Below are 20369 nucleotides of genomic sequence, written 5' to 3'. Positions count from 1 at the left end.
CTTTTTCAATATTCCACAACCCGCGCTGTCTGCTTGCGGCAGTTCGGCCGCTTCCGGCTCAAAAAAAAGGGCCGACGCCCCGCGCCGGCCCTTGTCCTTCCTGCAAAACCATTGCTCCCTTACAGCCCGCAGTCTTCCGCCGGCTGCAGGTTGCACTTAAGCCAATCCTGCACAAAATAAACAAAATCCCCTAAATCCACTTTGCAGTTGGCATCCAAATCAAACTGGGAAGGCAGCCCGCCAACACAAATCGCAGGCCCATCCGGACTGGGGAAAAGTACCGTCGCCGTCTGCGGCACTTCAATGCTCAAATCATCCACAAATCCGCCTTCACCGACATTGGAATACGTACGAATCTTCAAAATCATCCCCGTCACCGGATGCGGATTCCCCTGACTGTCGGTATAGGTCAAAGACGGAAATACCCATGTTTTCCGCAATTCCGTCCAGTCGTCCGAATTCGAATAAATATCGTATCCGCCGGCGGAACCGCCGTAACTTCGGATATTCGCATCGTCATAGGTATAATGCGCCCACAACCGCACCCCGCCGCTGGTCTGTCCCGCATAACTCTTTGCAAAACAGGATGCATTGATATAATCCCCAGGCTGCAGGCCGCGAATCCACGCTACATACCCTTCCGGTGTATCGGAAGCACTGTCATCAGAAATCCACAAGGCCTTGCCGCCGCTGCGCACCTGGCTGATCTCCAATCCCGTCTGAAGAGCCCCGTAGGTCCCCAGCAGCACTGTTTCCCGGAAATTCGGAGCAAACGGGTCAAAGTTTTCCCATCCGTACGTGTGAACCGTATAGGAGCTCGGGTCATAAGCCGGCGGCAGAACAACCTGGGCATGTGCCGGATACGTGATTTCCAGCGTATCAAAATAGAAATCCTCGGACACATTCGTCCAGTTATCGGACAGCTGCAACCCAATGAGCATTCCGTCCCGCTGCCCATCCGCCACAAATTTCCAGGTGTACTCGAGCTGTTCCCAGCCGATGCCGGTTGTGTAAGCACCGGTACCGCTGACAGCCCCAAGAACATTCCCTATGTTTCCGGAGGGAACATAATCTGCAATCAGACGGGCTCTTTTGTAATCGGCGCCATTGTCATCATAGGCCCACACCTTTGCCGTTACTTTCTCCGCCATCTGGAGCCCTTTTACCCAGGCAAAATAAACCTTGTTATTGGCTCCCTGGACAATCGGTTTGACGGTCACTTTGACGGCACGGCTGCCGCTTTGGACCTGCTCTGTTGTATTCTCGGACTTATAGACATAATCCGTTGCAAAGAGACTCCCGCCGACCCCATCTTCCCATCCGTAATTCGCCTTGCTCATCGGCACGTTCGGGTCAAACACATTCGGGTCGATGATGACTGTCCCATACAGCCCCAAATTCGTATAGGCACCATCATAATACTCCCCAATCCGATAGGTTCCGCCGGTACCACTGGCCCCGGAAGCATAAAAACGAATCTCCACTTCTTTGGCACCGTTGACAATACCAGCCAAATTGTCGATAAAGTTTTGATAGTTCGTTGTGATGCTATAAGCCCGGACAGGCACTTCCGTCTGATTTACAATGACTCTTGTCTCACCCGCTACCGGTCCCGTTGCAGAACGGAGTATTCCTCCATAATAAAGCTGAATATCATTTCCAAATTTACACCCATCCTCCAAAACAACCTTCAAACTGAAAAACTGATTCGGCACATTCCAACCCACAGCAGAATATTGATTGTTTGCCGGTGTGCCGGGAACGCTTAAACCGCTTGATATATCCAATGACGCAGACTTAACCGTCACATTTGTGTCCCATTTGTCCGCCCACACATTATCCGTTGAAACCGGATAGCCGTCCGTCGTCAAACGGGTGCCCACAGCAGCGCTGTTCAAGCCCGCAATTTTTACGGCCGGCGTTTGAATACTGCACAACAATGCCGTCCCTACAATCACCCAAAACTTTTTCATAACACATCCTCCAAGACATTTTACGATTCCATTTCCGATTGATTTCAAATATCTAATCCCAACAGGCCCACTCTGGCTGCAGCGTACATTGCATCCATTGTTCCGCAAAAATCTTCAAGTCCGCCAAATCAATCCGGCAGTCCTGAACCCAATCAAGTTCCGAAAAAACCGTACACGACGTATCCATCCGATAGGTTCCAAAGGGCACAAGTCCTGCAATCTGCGCCGGCGTCTTAAAATCCAGCAGGTCATTGCCTCCGAAAATCCAGTTGGACGAGAGCCATCCCCCGTCCGGTCCGGTCCCGCTGCGGCGGTACAAAAAACTGTCCCGATACACCTGAGCGGAATTCCGCTCATACACCTGATCGACAACCACCCCGTCCTTGATAAGGCGAAAACCATCATTGCCGTTATCGCAGTACAGTACATCCGACACGGCTATCCGATTGCCGAAAGCCCCTTCGCTGCCGAAAATTGAATCAAAATAACTGACCCCTGAGTTATTGCTTCGAATCACATACACGTAAGTATCCGTAAAAATCCCGCTCAGCGAAAACCCGTTATTCCACGCCCCGCCGTCAATCGACTGCTGAACAACATACCCAGACAAATCCGCCGTTCCTCGGACATACAATTCCATGGCCTTGGGGGTATTTCCGCTCAGCGTTCCATCCAGAATCCCCGTAATCACCACCGCCGGCTCCGAAGCAGACAGCCCCCCTTCGAGCGTCTCCCCATCCAGCCATCCGCGTGCAAACAAGGCCAAATCCGCCAGATTCACCCGACAGTCCCCGTTCAAATCCGTCGGTCCCGTCTGCCCGCACACAACCTCCGTCGGCCTCGGCAGCCGCACCTGCGCGTGCGACGGCACGGTAATCCGCAGCGCATCGAGCGCCCCGCCCCCCGACAGACCGCAAAGTTTGGCCGCAATCAAAATCCCCTCGCCCGCCTGTCCCTCAAACGTCCAGACCCCCTCCAGCGTCCCCCAGGCCGTCCCGCTGAGATTCGAATCCGCTCCTGTCGGTCCGACAATGCTGCCCGCATCCCCCGTATCCGCCAGCCGATACGCCCCCAGCCGAATCCCCCCGTCCTCCGCTGCAAAATGCCTCCCCTGACAGCTCACCTGAACCGTATCCCCCGCCAGCAGCCCCGACACCGCCGCCAGATACACCGCACTTTCGCAATCTCCCCCATTAGAAATCTCCAGACAGCGCAATCCCTCATTCGGCTCATTCTGCACAGCCCCATAGACGGCCGTCCCTGACGAGCCCAGCACGGCGCTCGGGTCATACCGGCTCGTAAAATCCTCCCAGCCGTACTCAATCATCTGAACGGTATAGCCGGGCACCACCGTATAAACGACCTCCTGCACAAAGAGCGGATTTTCCGCCCCCTGGCTCGATGTGCTCACCACAATCTGCCCGCTTTGCGGCCCCACACTCGCCGCCGTCAGCGTCACCCATCGCACCTCTTCGCCTCCGGCCAAAACGGACCCCGCCGCCGTCCCGCTCACAGCCCCGCCGGCCGTCAGCACATAATCCAACTCATCCGCTCCCAACGGTACGGAAACCGGTGCCGTATTGGCAATCGTCACCGGAATCTGAACCGGCTGATTGTACAGAACCTCCGCCGGAATCGCCCCTACACTCACCGTCATCTTCGCCGGTATCTGATAATCGGCGACAACCGGCAGATGATCGCTGGTCTCTGCCAATGCCGTCAACACCGCCGGAGCCGCCCCGCTGCCGCTGGTAATCTCCCCGTTGAGCTGATGCGTGCCGTTATTGCCGAACACCCGATACGAACCCGAAAGAAAACTCAGCCCCTCTCCGTCCAGCATCTCATTGCTGACCAGCTGAAAATCAAACCGGTCATCCATCCCGCCCGTCACCTGCCCGCCGTAGCGTTCCGTCGTCACAGGGCTTTGCGAATGAACCAGAATGAAGGCCGGATTGTCATGCCAGTTTCCAACCATCCCTGCCGGGTCAAACGCCTGCCCGGGCCCCGCCGCCGTCAAGACCGACCAGGCCGGCTCCGAAGCCGTATAAAGATTCAAATCCCCCGCATAAAGCAGATGCACCCCCTCCCCCAGCGCATCGGAGTTGGCCCGAATCTCCCCCGCCTCCGTCGCCCGCCGGTTCTGGTTTTCAGAATCCGATTCGGCCTTAAAATGACTGTTATAAACGTAAAATTCCGCCTCGGATCGAGAGTATCCGACCGGCCGAAACTTGTACCGAATCGTTGCCCGTGCGGCCCCATCCGACGACGGCACATTCACCGGAACTTCCTCCAGCAGGACGACCGTCTGGGTATTATAAACCACACCGGGTCGACCTGCACCTGTTGTAGCCCCGTCCAGAGTCCCCCGCGCATAGACCCCCGCTCCGTAAATCCCATTCAAAAGATTGACAAGCTGCTGTGTGGTGGTGCTCACGGAAACCTGCTCCTGCACCAGCAGAATATCCACAGGCCGCACGATGCCGTTTCGCTCGTCGTTTCCGACGGCCTCCAGAATCGTCCCCATCCCGGACCGAACCGCCCCGCAGGTATTATAGGAAACAATACGAAGGGCCCCCCGTGCTCCCCCCAGCCACAGAAGGACAAGGCATCCGACGATTTGCCGCCTCCTGCGGCCGCACACATTTTCTTTAAACATCCGCTGCCAACTGTTTCCTGATAACTGACGACTGATAACTGATGACTGATAACTGAAACCTGTTTACTGAATAGTCCCCTCCGCCGCATCAACCGCCTGCATCGCCAGCGCTCCCACCGTGGTAATCAAGGTTCCTTTCGGGAAATAATAGCGGACACGAAGCGACCCAAGCAGGTCCTGCGTTTCCACGTGCCCATCGAAAAAGACCAGATTAATTCGCTTGTTATGCCGATACGCCAGCCGTATTGCGGCATCCGACAAACTCCACGTCGAGGGATCCGTCAAGCTCGTCCGCCGCAGAAGATACGGGTCGCCGTTCCGCCGAAACACCGGCCCCTGCAGCATAAAATTGCCTCCGTCATTCTGGTAGGCAAGATTGTTGAAACTCACTCCCCGCTGCTCATCAAAGTACCGAGCCCCTTCCACAACAAACACCTTCAGCGAAGGCGTACCCAGTTTGGTCAGCTTCGGCTGATACCCCCGACCGATGCGGGCATAACTGTAAATCTCCTGGTCCGTTACGACCCGACAGCCCGAAATCTGATACTCACTGGACGCCCCCTGCCCTCCGCTCGGATACATATGAAAACCCAAAACCGCCGAATAGCTCGAATACGAAATATCCTGCGGATTCACGCCGGCAATTGCACTCGGGTACACATAATCGTTTTTGACCCGATTCGACGGGCACCGCAGTTCTTCATTGAGCAAATCCAGAAGCCGCTGCAACGGTTCGGCCGCCAGCCCCAGTTCATCCCCCATCATCGGCGACATCCAGTCCACATTCTGATAGGGACTCGTAGAACCGTATCCGGCACCCGTCGAATAGACCTTCGCCCCGCTGGTGCTCGGGCCGGGTATCCACTGGTCCCACGCCGCCGAATAGAGATTCAGTCCGCTGCCGATTCCCTTCATATGCGCCCGGCAGACTACGCTCTCCGCCGCCTGTTTGGCCCGACGAAGCCCCGGCAGCAGAATCCCCAGCAGCATCGCCACAATCGCAATCACCACCAGCAGCTCAATCAGCGTAAAACCGAAAGAAGAATTGGACCGGTTGCTCCGGACAGTTCTTTTTTGGTATGTTTGGGATTTCATAAAAGGTCTCGCAGGTTTTTCGGTTCCCTCGTTTTACCGGCAAGCAGAAAATTCTTTATTTCCTGTCTTCTTATGGAATTCGAGAGATGCGGCCGGAATCTCCGTTCCGGCCGCATCTCTATTCTTATCTTCCCTACATTTCACGGCAAGTTCGGTCAAAAACCTGCTAAAAACACCTTATTTCCGACGGACAACAGCCAAAAATCCGCCCAAGCCCAACAGAGCCATCGTCGCCGGCTCCGGAACAGCTGCCTCGGCATACGTGGTGGCCACGACCAGATTATCCACCGTCAAACGCAGCGAACCGCCGGTTCCCTGACGAAATGCATACGCCGTGTTCGCATTGTTCGTAAACCAGTTCTGCGTCAGAACCTGTGTTCCATCAATCCACAGCGTGCACAGCCCCGAGCTGTAATCATAGGAGGACACTACACGATAAACCTGCTCAACATTGTAATCAAAACCCGTCAAAACTTCCGGATACGTTGTGGTGCCCAGCAAACCAAACGCAAACTTGCCGCCGGTGCCAATGCTCACACCAACACGAGCCGCAAAATTGCTCGTTCCCTGAAGGAAATGAGCAAAATAATCTTTTCCCGTCGAGGCCGAACCGACAATCACATCAAATCCGGCATACCAAATATCCCCCGCCCCCATCGTTGTCCCGACAGACTTGTTCACATCCTCCGCCGAAGCACTCTGCGTGATCAGCTTTACTGTTCCATTCACCACCTGTACAGGAGCGTTTCCGGCACCGCTGTGAGCCGACCAGCCGCCCTGCCCGACCAAATTACCATTGTTGTAGGAATTAAAATTGTCGGACATCAACACAGCAGAAAAGCCGGGAGCGACTAAGGCGCACAACGAGAGCAACAAACTTAATTTCTTCATCTTTCCAACCTCCAAAAAACCTCGTTTCCTGTTCCAACACAACCCCACACACTTCACACATTCTCAAGCACAACCGCTGTGCTGTCAAGGTCTGAAACCTACTTTCCGATTGTTAAAAACAAATAAGCATCCGGTTAAGTTTTCCGCAAATTTTCAGCAACAATTCAGCAACAGCCCCAGCCCCCCATTTTGCTCTTTTTACTCCTCCAGCACAATCACATCCGCCGGATTGACCCCGCACAAAACCTCAGTTCCCGCCGAAAGCCCCTCCGCCCGGCCGGAAAAAACCGTCACCGTCCACACAACCCCTGCATTCAGCCGCACTTCTATCTGGCTCAGCTCTCCATAATAGGCGATGCTTTGAACCGTCCCGGCCAGAAGGTTTGGGCGATTTCTATCCGCAAAATCTTTTATATCGTGAATCTGCACCTTCTCCGGGCGCACGCAGCATTTCACCGCCGCCCCCGCCGCCCGGTCCGTTCTCATCTCTGACGCCAGAATCCCCGCTTCCGTCCGGATTTTCACCGGATTTGTTTGCAACAGATTTCCTGTTAAAAAATTCGCCTCCCCGATAAAATCCGCCACAAATTCATTTTTCGGCCGCTGGTAAATCTCCTGCGGCCTGCCGATCTGCACAATCCGTCCGCCGCACAGCACGGCAATCCGGTCCGCCATCGACAGCGCCTCTTTCTGGTCATGCGTCACATAGACCGCCGTCGTCTGCGATTCCTTCACCAGCCGCCGCAGTTCCGTGCGCATCTTTGCCCGCAGCCGTGCATCCAGATTGCTCAGCGGCTCATCCAGCAGCAGACACTGCGGCTGCGCTGCCAGCGCCCGTGCCAGTGCCACCCGCTGCTGCTGACCGCCCGACAGCTGATTGGGCTTGCGTTGTGCAAACGCCTCCATCTGCACGACCGCCAGCTTTTCCATCGCAATCTGCCGCCGCTTCTCCGGCTCGATGCCCTGCATCTGCGGTCCGAACTCCACATTCTCAATCACCTTCAGATGCGGCCAGAGCGCATAATTCTGGAACACCATCGCCGTCCGCCGCTTCTCCGCCGCCAGATGCGTCACATCCCGCCCGTCAAACAAAATCCGGCCGCTCGTCGGCTCCAGCAGACCCGCCAAAATCCGCAGCAGCGTCGTCTTGCCGCACCCGCTGGGCCCCAGCAGAAAGAAAAACTCCCCCGGCTCAATCACCAAATCAATCTTCTCCAAGACCGGCCCGCTCCCGAGCCCCTGTGCATAGACCTTCGAAATTCCTTCCAGCCGTATCTCAATCATATCCGCCGCTTCCGAACCAGGATAATGTTGTCCAAACTCGCCTCAACGCATTTTCGCCGGTGGACGTTCTCACGCCCGGAATACCGCCCCCAGCCGCTTGCCCATCAGCACCGCCGCCGCCGCCAGCGACCCGCCCAGCACCAGCATCCCCAAAAGCCCCAGCGAGGCCGCAATCTGCATCGCATCCGCATTCGCCGAATACGCCTGCGTATAAATCTCTTTGGTAATCGGATAATGCACCCGCAGCTGCGCCAGCACCAGCGAATCGCTCACCTCCAGCATCGCATACGAAAAGGTCAGGAGGCCTGACGCAATCAGATTGGCCGCAATCAGCGGCACCGTAATCTTTCGTATCGCCTGCCCCGCACTCGCCCCCAGATTCCGTGCCGCCTGTTCCAGCGTCTCCGGAATCTGCTGCAGGCCCGCCGTAACGCCGCGGACCACAAACGGCGCCCGACGAATCGTGTACGCAATCACCAGCAGCATCGTCGGATTCCGCATCGGCCCAATCGCCTCCAGCAGCCGACCCGGCGCCGTCATCGCAATGTATCCGGCCGCCAGAATCACCCCGGGCACCGCCAGCGGAAGCATCAGACACAAATCCAGCACCCTGGCCCCCCGAAGCCGGCGCCGCACCAGCATCCACGCCGCCGCCGAGCCGATCACCAAATCCAGGGTTGTCGAAAGTCCCGCATATACCAGACTGTTCAGCACAGCCCGTCGCGGCTCCGGCTGCCGCAGCACAAACAGCACATGCTCCAGCGTGTACCGCTCCGGCAGAATCGTCTTAATCCACTGACCCGAAACCGCCGTCAAAACCACCCCGATATGCGGCAGAATCGCCAGCAAAATCACCCCGCCGAAAAACGCCCACGCCCCCAGCGTCCCCCAAAAGCCGAGTCGTCGGCCCGCCGAGGCGGTACTAGCCTTGGCCGATTCCGCTCCGCTCGAGCGCCCGAAAACCACCTTGCCCAGCACATAAAAAAGCACCGACAGCACCAGCATCACCAGAACCAGACTGTACGTCCGCCCCGACACATCCGCCCGCGCCAGCTCCTTAAAAATCCTCACCGACGCCAGCTCCTCATAGCCCACCATCAGCGGCGTGCCGATGTCCGTAAACGACCAGATGAACACAATCGAGCCGCCTGCAAATATCCCCGGACGCAGCAGCGGCAGCGTAATCCGCCGAAACACCGTCCATTTCCCCGCCCCCAGATTGCGGGCCGCCTGCGCATACGCCGGGTCCAGATTCGCCAGCGCCGCCGACAGATTCAGATACAAAATCGGAAACAGATTCAGCGTCTGCAGGACCGCCACCACCCAGAACCCTGACCCCAGCCAGTCCGGCGGACGCCCCGTAGACAAATCCAGCACGCCCAGCCGCTCCAGCACCAGATTGAGAATCCCGAACTGTCCCAGATACCGCTTAATCGACAGCGCCCCCACAAACGGCGGCAGAATCAGCGGCACCAGCAGCAGCCCCGTCAAAACCCCCTGCCCCCGAAACTGATACCGGGTGCTCACAATCGCCATCGGCATCGTCAGCAGCAGGCACAGGGCTGTTGTCACAGATGCCAGCAAAAAACTGTTTGCAATCTGCCCCAGCACAATCCGATTGGAAAACAGCCGTCCCAGCCAGTAAAAGCTGAAATGCCCTTCAAATGTCAGCCCCGCCCCAACCGCTTCCGCCAGCGGCCAGAAAAAAAACAACCCCACAAAAAGAAAAATCAAAACCTCCGCCGCAACCAGCGGGTCGGCCTTCTCCAGATACCGCCGCCAAAACGGCTGCTCTGTTCCCGTTCGTTCCATCCGTCCCTATTGAAGAATCTGCCGATACTGCGACCGGAAATATGCCGTCCAGTCGGTTCGAATCCGCTCGGCGGCTGTACGGTCCTTCAGCTGCTCGGCTATCGCATGAATCTCTTCGACCGTATCAATATTCTCCGGCAGACGCGTGAGTGCCGCGACCAGCGCCGGGTCCATCCGCCGTTCCAGAATCCGCCGCTTGGCTTCCCGCAGCAGTGAAGCATTTTCAATCGCCGCCGAATAAACAAGCTCCGCCAGTACTCCGTACCGCACCTCGCGCAGTTTGGCATCAATTTTCATTTCGGTGCCGCCCTCATAAGGATTGGCCGCCAGCACCGCGCCGGTTGTTCCATATGTCTGATAAAAATCCTTTCGAATCGGTGTGCGGTTCAGTCGATACCGCTGGGGCCCATCCGGATGCCCAGCCGGCAGCCCCCAAAGCCCCTGTCCCTGAGGCGACAGAACAAACGCCGCAAACGCCTGGGCTGCCTTCCGATTCGGCGGATTTTTCAGCACGGCTATCGGGTCCGGCGTATAGGCCGTCTGCCCCTTCGGGCTCACATACCCCAGTTTCTCCGGCGCCTCGGATGCGTACATCATCCCGTAAAAATCAATGCACACCGAGACCGCACACTCCCCCAGACTCGGCGCCCGCGCCGCTGCTCCGGAACTGTCCGTAAACTTTTTGGCGTTGGACAAAATCAGCAGCAGCTTGGCCCATCCCTGCGGCCAGCTCGGAGCCGTCTGGACAATCATCTCGTTGGCCGCCGCCTGTGAGCCCGACTGCGTCGGGTCCGCCATAATCACCAAATCAAAATATTCCGGACGTCCCAAATCCTCCCACGAAGTCGGCTCCGTTACATTCAGCCGCCTGAGCAGTTCCTTATTGTACAAAAACCCAAAACTGCTGAGCACATTGCCGCACCAGGTCTTCCGCGGACTGTACATCTCCATCCCGCCGAATACCGCCGGAATGTTTTCCCACACATCCTCCCCCGCCTCCAGGGGCTCCAGAAGCCCTTCCGCATCCAGATATTGAAACGTGTACTCTCCCCCGCCGAACAGCACATCAATCCCGCAGCTGTCCGCCTTCGAATACACATTCCGAAGATACTGAAGAATCGAGCTGCTTCCGCCCCCCACATCCCGCCACTGAAACTCCACATCCCAGCCGTACTGTTCTTTGGCATAGGCCCGAAAGGCCCGGCTGAACTCATATTTGATATTCTCATTGTGCGGCGTAATGACCGACAGCACCACCTTGCCGGACTCACCGCCCGCCGGCTCCTTGCCGCATCCCGGCAGCCCCAGACAGACCGCTGCAAAAAGAAGTCCCGCCGCCCATCCTATCCGTTTCATTTTGCTTCTCCCTGCTGCAGATTCTCGTTCAACTCATCCGGCCAGCTCAGCCGCACCACCAACGGATAATGGTCGCTGGCTACCGCCGCAATCGGGTCGTCCACCAGGTAAATTTCCTTCATTCGCTCCGCCAGAGCCGGACTGGCAAAAAAATGGTCCAGAAACGACCGATACCGCGGCGGCTTAATTTCACAATGATACGAGGCGGCCTGCGGATTCTGTTTCCATATCACCTCATCCAGACATACCAGTTTCTCTTTTCCTTCCCCCCTTATCATCACTTCTACTGCATCCTGCCCTACTGATTTCTCAAACGAATCCAGTCCGAAATCATCATTGAAATCCCCCCCAATCAGCAGATACTCCGTCGGACCGGCTCCGAGCAGCTCCCCGCAAATCTGACGCGTCCGCACCAGCTCCCGAATCCGCCATTCCGTCACCGATTTGCTGTTGTCCGATTTGCTCTTGGCGTGCGTCGTGCCGAGCCACAGCCGCCGCCCCTTCGGCGTTTCCACCAGCACAAAGGCAGGCCCCCGCGAAAACAGCATCTGCCCGCTGACGGCGTCTTTCTCCTCCTTAAACACCCGCTCCTGCAGCACGCGAAAACCCGGCTTCATCAGCATACACAAATACTGTCCCTCCGTATTGCCCTCAAAGGATTTGACATAGGCATACCGTCCGCCAAGCCACTTCCGCACGAACAGTTCCAGCATCGCCTGGGTCGGCCCTTCCTGGATCAGCACAATATCCGCATTCATCTGCGGCAGTTTCATCGTTCGGGCTATTTCGTATAAATCCTCCTGGTCTCGGTAATATTCCGTCATATTGCGGCTGCGTTCCGGCATCATCTCCTGGTCAAAGAGCATCATAAAATTCTCGATGTTCCACGTCGCAATCACTACTTCCTCGCCGAGCTGTCCTTTCTGCGAAGAATTCTCCGCTGCAGCAGCCCATCCCCATGTCAGCAGTCCAAACCCGCCGGCCAGACACCATACCGCCAATCGATTTACCTGTCTCATAACGCCCCTTTATAAAAAAACAGATATGTTTTCGAAGAAACGCTAAATAGTTGAAAGCCAAAAAGACTTTTTTTCAACCAAAAATTCCCTTTTATTCCAACTTTCTGCATCCTGTTTATCCGGTGTCTTTTCTAAAAACTTTGCTTTTCAATTTACGCTTACTCCTCGCAAAAAAACAGCAGCTATGTCTCTTTACCGGAGTCTTCGGGTCTATTATTTTGGACAATTTTTGAGATGCTATTTCTGTTTTCTTTGCCAGACAAATCTTTATGAAAAAAGCCGGATACTTTCCGAAAGGAAATCGAAATTTTCTGCTCGACTGGCTTGACAAAATCACCGAAAACAGCAATATTATGAACTAAACTGATTCCCCGATAGCTCAATCGGTAGAGCGAGCGGCTGTTAACCGCTAGGTCGCAGGTTCGACCCCTGCTCGGGGAGTTGGCGTAAGTTACGCTGAAACCCACACTTACGGTTACATGCCTTCGGGCATCGCGGTCGTAACTCTTTGCAGGAAAGCAGTAGAACTACTCTTTTTTGGAAAGGGAATACCGTGAATGCCCAGAAAACCACCCCAATCCCCAAGTTGCGTCATCACAAAGCCACCGGCCAGGCCTATGCTGTCCTGAACGGAAGAGCCGTATACTTCGGCCCGTATGGAACCGCCGAGGCAAACCAGCGTTATCACCAGGCCATCGCCGAATGGCTGGCGGCCGGAAAGCAGGTGGACCCGCCGCCCAATGACATCACCCTCAATGAGATTATCGCCCGGTTCTGGAAGCATGCCGAGGGCTATTATGTTCGGCCCGATGGAACGCAGACCTATGAAATCAACAACTTCCGACAGGCCCTGCGGCCGCTTCAGTTCCTGTATGGTGCTGCGCCGGCGGTTGAGTTTGGGCCCCGTGCCCTTGTGGCGGTCCGGCACAAGATGGTGCAAAAAGGACTCTGCCGCAACAACATCAACAAGATGGTCAGCCGGATCAAACTGATGTTCCGCTGGGCGGCTGAGAAGGAATTGATTCCGGCCGGCGTTTATCATGGCCTGAAAACGGTCAAGGGACTGCCCAAGGGCCGCTGCGAGGCCAGGGAGACTGCACCGATCGGTCCGGTGCCCCAGGAACATATCGACGCGGTCCAGCCGTATGTGAGCCGGCAGGTCTGGGCGCTGATTCAGCTTCAACTCCTGACCGGTGCCCGCAGCGGGGAGCTGGTGATGCTGCGGCCGGGTGATATTGACATGTCAGGCAAGATCTGGCTGTACCGCCCTGCTCATCACAAGACGGCCCATCGCGGTTTTTCGAGGACTATTTACTTGGGCCCTCGTGCCCAGGCAGTCTTGAGGCCGTTTCTGCTGCGTCCGAAAGAGGCGTATTGTTTCTCCCCTGCAGAGGCCATGGCCGAATGGCGGCAGCAGCAGTTTGCCGGCCGCAAGACGCCTTTGCATCAGGGCAATACAGTGGGCACCAACGTCAAAAAGGCGCCCAAAAGACAGCCGGGTGAGCACTATACCACGACCGGCTATGGCCATTCCATCGCCAAGGCAATCAAGAAGGCGTTTCGGCCGGAGGGAATGTCGGATGAGGAATTTACAAACTGGAAGCCCGAGCAGCACTGGCACCCGCACCAACTGCGCCACAACGCCGCCACGTTCCTGCGGAAGGAGTTCGGGCTGGAAACCGCCCGGATTATCCTTGGGCACCGTTCCTCGGCTATTACAGAAGTCTATGCCGAGCAAGACCATCAGAAGGCGATGGAGGCGATCATGAGGGTGGGATAAAAGGAAGGTTCAGGGAGACAAGTATTAACGTTTCGGCAAAAAATATCGGGCTACATTGATATTCCAAGCGGTCGCGAATTGACAAGAAACACGGGGCAAGTTCCTTGGACAGCAGCGGGCCGGAGGAGGACGGGACCTTGCCCTGCGGGTCGGTTTCGATAGCGAACAGGTCGCCGGATAGTTTGTGGCGGTAGAAGGATTTCCAGAATAATCCCTTCAATGCATAAACGCTAAATCGGCTCTATGGAAATAGACTCATCCAGTCCTAAATCCTTTAAGATATTTTGCAAATCTGCATGAAACGAAGAAACCATTCTATTTTCTACTGTGACCTTAAACTCCACACAAATATCTAAATCGGAACCGCTTCGCAGTTTTGGAAGAACCCGAGTGCCCAGCCGGTTCCATATCTCCGGCGGCAGACTGCCTGAGATTCGGAACGTTTGCTTCCTTTCACCGGAAGGCGGAACCGGCCCAGACTCTGGTTCCGGAGCAGGCTCCGGCTGCGGTTGAGGTTCTGGGCTTGGACCCGGAGTAGGCCCCGGCTGAGGAGCGGGTTCCGGCAATCTTTTAAGAGATTGGGCTTTTGATTTAAGCAGTAAAAATACTCCCGGATCAAATGCGACTTCATCCGGGGCAATCGATTCCTCAAACCATACTCGCTCATACGATCCATCCGGCTTCTGGCCGGAAGCAAGTCCGAAATCACCTTTCAAAACAAATTCGACAATCCGTGAACGTAAAACCGTATCCGGATCTAAAAGCCGAGTAAGCGAACCGTTTAGAAAGCTTTGCCGAAGACTGGCCAAAGGCCAAGCACCCCCTTCTTTCAACGCTGGAGGCCAATTTCTCTCAATATATCCCGCTCCGACAGACTCATTCAGCAGGGCCTGCGATTTAAGGGCCGTAAGGACTCTCCCGCACATCGATTCACTGCTGCTGGAATGACCTGCACCAAGGTCGATGGTCTTCAGCCCGTCTGATTCCTGGTTGTCTGCGATGACCACGAAACGATAGCCACCCCAGACCTCGTCTTTGGCAGCCTCTTCTGCCTCCGCCACTTTCGATTGAAGCTCCGCCCGGTCGCTGCGGTCAAAATCGCCTCCCAACGTTCCCTCGGCGATCTCCCTGGCCACTCGTTTCCAGGCCAGCCAGAGTTCCACTTTATCGCGTAAATCACGGCCCGGCTTTTTCATACACCAGACAAGAGATCCCGAATACAAGCGAGGGGATTTTCCTCGCTGTTTTGTCCATTCTGCAATTTGCTTGCGCAATGTTCCTTCGCCTGTCCATTCCGAGCGGGGATCGGCAACCACCAGTGTCAGCCGCGGGGTATCCTGTACAGAGGCCCCTTCGGTTGGGAAAAAGACTAAGGGAACACCGGCACTTCGCTCAAATTCCTTCTGAATTAGTGACCGCATGGCGGGAATGATTTCAGATTCCTCATCGAGGGAGGCCCGGCGGTCATTGACTACCTTTTTCATGGTCGGCTGATGACTGATCTTAAAACCATCCGACCCCACCCGGCGAATAAAGTACGATTTGTCTTCCAAAGCAAACGCTGCGTTATCGATGGATGTGGTATCCATGGCCGGTTCCCCGAGGGCGAAACGCAATTCCGGCAAGTGGGCAACTTTGTCTACCTGGCCGCCGGAAGATTCAAACAGGATGGTTGTCGCGACCCTTCGATGGATATTCCGCAAAACGCCTTGGGTGTCTGCATCCAATGCCCGAGCATGAGAATGAGTACCGGAAATATCCGCCTCGATGGCGGCAAGAAGGCGGGATTCTCCCAACTGCCCCAGCACAATACTGCGAAATTCCGGCACATCCAACGGAGCCGAACCCAGCGTAATCAACGGCTCCTTGCGGGCTTCGATAAAGCCGGTGCGATAGGCCCAGGAAATCCACTGAGCCAGCATGGCCAGCGTGCCGCGAGTCTGCTGATATTGTGGAAGCGCCTGCCATTTCCGCTGAAATACAGACAGAGTAGCCGGATGGAAGGGATAGCAGACTTCAAACCGCTGCCGAAGAAATTCCCGCGCCTTCTTCTCGGTACTGGCGCTATCCACTGCCGTCCATTCCGGGGGAAGCTGTGCCCGCCGTTCAAAACACCAGTCAGCATAGGATTTAGCCACATTTTTCCGGATGCGGTCGTTTCCGATATCCTCAAACAGACGGCGGCGAACCACCTCGGAAATTTCGGTTTCGTCATTGGCAATCAGGTCTTTGGCAACACGGCGGACCACCTTGGTGATTCGATCCTGCCACCGCATATCCCAGTCGGTCATCTCAACCTGGCTGCGGGGCAAACTGATTACAGCGGCACTGTGAGTCGTTCCGGTAACGGCCACAGTCAGATTCTGGATGAAAGCATGAAATTGTTCCGCCATGCCGCGGTGGCGGTTCAAGAAGTTCAATACTTCATCAAACAGCAGCAAAACCGGGGCATCGGCCGCCTGAAAGATCCGGTTGAGCGCCTCGGTTCCGGGGGGTGTGGTCTTGGCCGCTTCTCCCAATAAAGCCACTCCCTTTTCTCCGGCCAACTGCCAGGCGATATCAATCCAAGGCGTCTCCCGGCCCTTCTGAGGGTCCCATGCATTGCCGACAAATGCGGCCACTTTGGCCGAGGGAACACGGTCCAAACCTGCTTTCTCCAGAAGCGTGCTGACGCCGGAAAACTCCGATGCCTTCTCTCCTGCAGTTGCTAAATGATATAAGGCCGCCAGGGTGTGGGTCTTGCCCCCGCCGAACTGAGTGATCAGGGTCATCACCGGGGCCGTATTGGAGGTCTGGCCGGAAAGCCGCCGGAGCACCATGCCCGCATGTTCCCGAAGCGCGCGGGTAAAGCAGGTTCGGGCAAAAAACTGTTTCGGCTCCCGATAATCCTCCGGGGCCGTCTTGGCCAGCACCTGTTCTAAATGAATGGCGAACTCATCCGGATTGAACGAGCGGCCCTCTCTAACTTCTTTTCGCGGTGTTGCAACCTTAAACCAGGCTTCCATGAAAACCTCCATTCATCTTTCTATCTGGGCACTGCCAGAAGCATAGCATCCAATAAACGTTTTTCTTCGCTGTCTTTGGGATACAGGGCCGAGAGGGCATTGGCCAGCCGCAAAAAGTCCGGGCCGCGCTGCTGTTCGCCCTGGATCAGAGCCCGCAGGGCATTGGTCTGCCCCCCGGCCTGCAGCAGCATGGCGGCATGGACCCGATCCAGCGTTGTGACTGTCCGCTGATGGCTTACATCAATTTCCGATGCATCGGGACTGATTGTTCGCTTTCCCCGGCGGCCGCGAATCTTCGGGGCGCGGTCTTCCATATCCGAGAACAGCATGGGCTGGATATTATGAGTCGGATCTTGTTCGACCCAAGTAGCCGCAGCCCGAGCCCCTTCCTCGCCGAATAACTGCTTTGCCCGTTCAGCAACCGGCAGCAGCCGTACAACACCCTTTTCAGTCTTGATGATGCGGCCCTCCCACTTGGAAAGGTCGATGCCCAAGGGCTGGGCGAAGCGGCGGACCACATCGAAGACCAGGCTGAACCCTTTGGCCTTACCCTTCGGGGCGGTTTCTTCTTCATCCTCGTCGTCGCCGGCCTCGTCGTCGGCCTCCTCGCCTGCCTCCCTGCCCGGGCCGTTCCGGCCGTTGGTGGACTGCAATGTCCAGAGGAACAGGGCCGTCAGGCGAGCATCTTCTTCGAGCGCCCCGGCTACGCCGTTTCGCGCCTTGGCCTCGGCCGTACCCAGCACCTGTTCGAGGGCTATGCGGCCGACAACCTCCCAGACCTTCTCCAGAAATTCGGCCAGACTGACCGGGCGGCCGTCCGCCGTCTCAACCCGGCTGTAACGGCTGTAGATCTCGAGCGCCGGGCCGATGCAGGCGAACACCAGGTCCGCGCCGCGGATGCCTTCGGCCTGCAGCCGTTCCATCCAATCGCCGACACGTTTGGGCAGTTCCCGCAGGACTTCGCCCCAGTCGCCCACCGGCGCGTCCTCGGGCCGCGGGCGGCAGACAAGGTGGATGCTGGTGGCAAGGGCGGCAGAATCTCTGGCTCTTAACCTCGACTCCATTTCCGTAGCGATGGGCCAGGAGCCGGTAATCGTCCACCCGCCATGGATAAGACCGGTCAATAATGCTTCCCACCCTTCGGTTGTTTTATGGGCAAAGACAACACTGGAAATGCCATCTTCTTTCAGAATACGCCTGCCTTCGGCAAACGCTTTCCCCATTGCTTCTTCGAAAAAAGCTCGATCTTTACAACGACTATTTATTTTTTTGGTTTCATCCTGAACTATTTCAGCTGCTTTGGGGCTTAGGCCATTTTGCGGATCAAACGGATCTCGCAATAAGGGGTGGCCTGGTAACGTTCGTTTGAGCCAAACGAAGAAAAAATCCGACAAATCTGAATATGGGATCGCGTCGTAATACGGCGGATCAGTAAACCAAACCGATACAGAATCTTCCGGCAATGGAGACTGACACGCATCGGCTTGCTGAACTAGTCCAGTTTCATTTAATGTACTACTCGTAAAATATCCTTCTGCAGAGCGATCTAATAAGCTATCCCAAGAACCTGTTGCTCCTGCCATTGGAGAAGCTTCACCAAAATCCCACACAATAGGTAAAGCCTGTCGTGCAAAAAGGTGATCAATGCATTCTGAACTTGCACGCCAACCACAAAGGGAATTTTCAAGATCAGTTATTCGACTAAGTACTATTGCAAGATTTTGCTTTTCTCTAACTGTCATAATTTTATATGCAATAGTAATAAGCGATAATTTTTGTCTTGCCGTGAAGAGGTCGCCCCATTTGAGCATGCCGTACTTCTGGACGCTGAAGGCACGGCCAGCGCCCGAGCCGCCACCAACTGGGGTCGGCTCATCCGGCACTGGACACAAACCTTTTTTGCCGTTCCTTTCCCATTCATCAAGTATTTTCTTGAGTTTCTGCTGGGCCTTATAAACGGCCTGATAATCTGCTTTGGTGGGCAGGCGATAATAACGGCCGGTTTGGCCCTCTCGTAGGGTAACCACAGCCAGCAGCCGTGCCCCGCCGATGCGATTGCCCTTGGCATCAAACACGGCATTTGCTCCGCCGTGTTGGGCGGCCAGCTGGGCACGGACCCGCTCCGGAGAAAGGACTGTACCACAGGCCAAACAGGTGGCCTTGGCACGGGTGACCGTGCCGTTCTGGACTTCCTTGTCTGTTTCCGGCTCGAATATTTCGAACTGCGGCAGATTGTCCGTGGTTCCTGTATAACGCAATGCTTTTTTGCGATTGGCTTTCTTGCAAAGCCAGAACGACCGCATCAGCGGGATTTCCGCTCCGCAATTGGGAGATTCACAGCGAACGGTCCTGGCCCACAGATAGGCGATAGGTTTTTCTTTGGGAAACTGCTGTGCCAGCCACTCCCGTCCGACTCCGGATTTCAACCATTTCTCTCGTTCGATGGCTTCTTCTCGTGTCTCATATTCATCCCAGTAAAGCAAATCGACGGGCAACCGTGTTTTGGTCCATTCGACCAGTCCTTCACAGTGTTGTTTGAATCGTCTAGGAAGGTCATCCGTGTGTCCTTTATAAAGAGAACCATCACAGCAGCGCAAGACGTAAGCATAATACTTATTCGGTGTGGCCTCGTCGGGATTCTTTGGCCTGCCTGCCGGCAGGCAGGGATAGAATTCGGCCAGTTCCTTCTTGGCCTTTTCCTTGATTTCATTGCCCACCCGGCGCAGTTCCTCCGCCAATTGTGGGCCGTGGCGGGGAATATCCTCCAGCATGACCTTGAGGATCAGGCAGGCCACGGGATTGAGGTCGCTGGCAAAGGCCTCACAGCCCAGCCGCAGGGCCTCCAGCGGGATCGACCCGCCGCCAGCAAAGGGGTCCACCACCAGCGGCGTTTCCTCCGGCCAGGCGGCCTTGACCAGTCCCCGGCCGACTTCCAGATAAACCGGATGGGAGGAATTATCCCAATCAGCAAAGTCGCCAATAAAATCCAGCAAGGCCGTTCTCAAATCAAGGTCATTGGGGCCGATATTTCCCCTTGTCTTTTGCAGCAGCGACCGTGCCTTCTCTTTGAAATCCGGCGGGCAGCGCGGATCGCAGGGGTCCGGGAGCAGCAGCCCCAGCAGCATGGCTCGACAGGCCGCCAGCGGCCGCCGGGCCCACCACAGGTGCAGCGTCGATGGATGCCCATGCCGAATGGACTTCTCCCGCGCCGAGTGCTTGCTGACCACCGCAATCGGAAAATCCACCTCCGCCAATCTCTTGCATTCCTTTGGGATCATGCGCCCTCCCCTTGTCTCGGTGTTTCACCTGCGTTCAGTTCCGCGCCAACTTTCTCGAGCCAGCCGCGCACCTCGTTGTTGGGGTCAACTTTCGTCAAAAGGTCTGGAGTCATCTTCGCAGCGAACTCGGAACAGAGGCGTCTTTTCGCATTGGAAATCTTCTTGCCTAGTGCCGTTTCCAAAAAATAATTTTAGCATTTTCTAAATTCAAGACTTGCGC

At 55.9% G+C, this 20369-nt stretch carries 11 protein-coding genes and 1 tRNA gene; 2 read left to right on the top strand and 10 right to left on the bottom strand.

Going from position 1 to position 20369, the window contains the following annotated elements; all coding sequences use genetic code 11:
• Positions 1-119 precede the first annotated feature (119 nt).
• The 8 genes from WHS88_10235 to WHS88_10200 all read right to left on the bottom strand — a co-directional run bounded on the left by WHS88_10235 (position 120) and on the right by WHS88_10200 (position 12086).
• A complete protein-coding gene (locus WHS88_10235; protein ID MEJ5260556.1) occupies positions 120-1973 on the bottom strand; it encodes a hypothetical protein in 1854 nt (617 codons plus the stop codon).
• Between the two features lie 52 nt (positions 1974-2025).
• Entirely contained in the window at positions 2026-4629 is a 2604-nt protein-coding gene (locus WHS88_10230; GenBank protein MEJ5260555.1) for a hypothetical protein, read from the bottom strand.
• A 63-nt stretch (positions 4630-4692) separates the two neighbouring features.
• Complete coding sequence (locus tag WHS88_10225) at positions 4693-5724, bottom strand: prepilin-type N-terminal cleavage/methylation domain-containing protein (GenBank protein MEJ5260554.1); 1032 nt, start codon at positions 5722-5724, stop codon at positions 4693-4695.
• A 177-nt stretch (positions 5725-5901) separates the two neighbouring features.
• Positions 5902-6549 (bottom strand): PEP-CTERM sorting domain-containing protein, encoded by a 648-nt coding sequence (locus WHS88_10220; protein MEJ5260553.1) that lies wholly within the window; start codon positions 6547-6549, stop codon positions 5902-5904.
• A gap of 264 nt (positions 6550-6813) precedes the next feature.
• Complete coding sequence (locus tag WHS88_10215) at positions 6814-7899, bottom strand: ABC transporter ATP-binding protein (protein ID MEJ5260552.1); 1086 nt, start codon at positions 7897-7899, stop codon at positions 6814-6816.
• 69 nt (positions 7900-7968) lie between these two features.
• Positions 7969-9711, bottom strand: coding sequence for an iron ABC transporter permease (locus tag WHS88_10210; GenBank protein ID MEJ5260551.1), 1743 nt, complete (start codon positions 9709-9711; stop codon positions 7969-7971).
• Positions 9712-9717: 6 nt separating this feature from the next.
• Positions 9718-11067, bottom strand: a complete 1350-nt coding sequence (locus WHS88_10205) for an ABC transporter substrate-binding protein (GenBank protein ID MEJ5260550.1) — start codon at positions 11065-11067, stop codon at positions 9718-9720.
• The gene (locus WHS88_10200) at positions 11064-12086 is read right to left on the bottom strand and encodes an endonuclease/exonuclease/phosphatase family protein (protein ID MEJ5260549.1); all 1023 of its coding nucleotides are present in this window, start codon (positions 12084-12086) and stop codon (positions 11064-11066) included. The genes WHS88_10205 and WHS88_10200 overlap by 4 nt, the downstream gene beginning before the upstream one ends.
• A gap of 368 nt (positions 12087-12454) precedes the next feature.
• Here WHS88_10200 and WHS88_10195 point away from each other — a divergent pair.
• Both WHS88_10195 and WHS88_10190 read left to right on the top strand, forming a co-directional pair.
• Positions 12455-12527, top strand: a tRNA-Asn gene (locus WHS88_10195).
• Positions 12528-12639: 112 nt separating this feature from the next.
• A complete protein-coding gene (locus WHS88_10190; protein ID MEJ5260548.1) occupies positions 12640-13866 on the top strand; it encodes a site-specific integrase in 1227 nt (408 codons plus the stop codon).
• 230 nt (positions 13867-14096) lie between these two features.
• On the opposite strand, the gene WHS88_10185 is transcribed toward WHS88_10190, so the two are convergent.
• Both WHS88_10185 and WHS88_10180 read right to left on the bottom strand, forming a co-directional pair.
• On the bottom strand, positions 14097-16871 hold the full coding sequence (locus WHS88_10185; protein ID MEJ5260547.1) for a DUF499 domain-containing protein: 2775 nt from the start codon (positions 16869-16871) through the stop codon (positions 14097-14099).
• A gap of 20 nt (positions 16872-16891) precedes the next feature.
• Positions 16892-20116: a DUF1156 domain-containing protein gene (locus tag WHS88_10180; protein MEJ5260546.1), complete on the bottom strand. Its 3225-nt coding sequence runs from the start codon at positions 20114-20116 to the stop codon at positions 16892-16894.
• Between the last annotated feature and the right edge of the window lie 253 nt (positions 20117-20369).

The sequence above is a fragment of the Anaerohalosphaeraceae bacterium genome (assembly GCA_037479115.1).
Taxonomy (GTDB): Bacteria; Planctomycetota; Phycisphaerae; order Sedimentisphaerales; family Anaerohalosphaeraceae; genus JAHDQI01.
The sequence above is the reverse complement of the archived record's forward strand: the minus strand, read 5'-3'. Positions and strand labels throughout refer to the sequence as shown.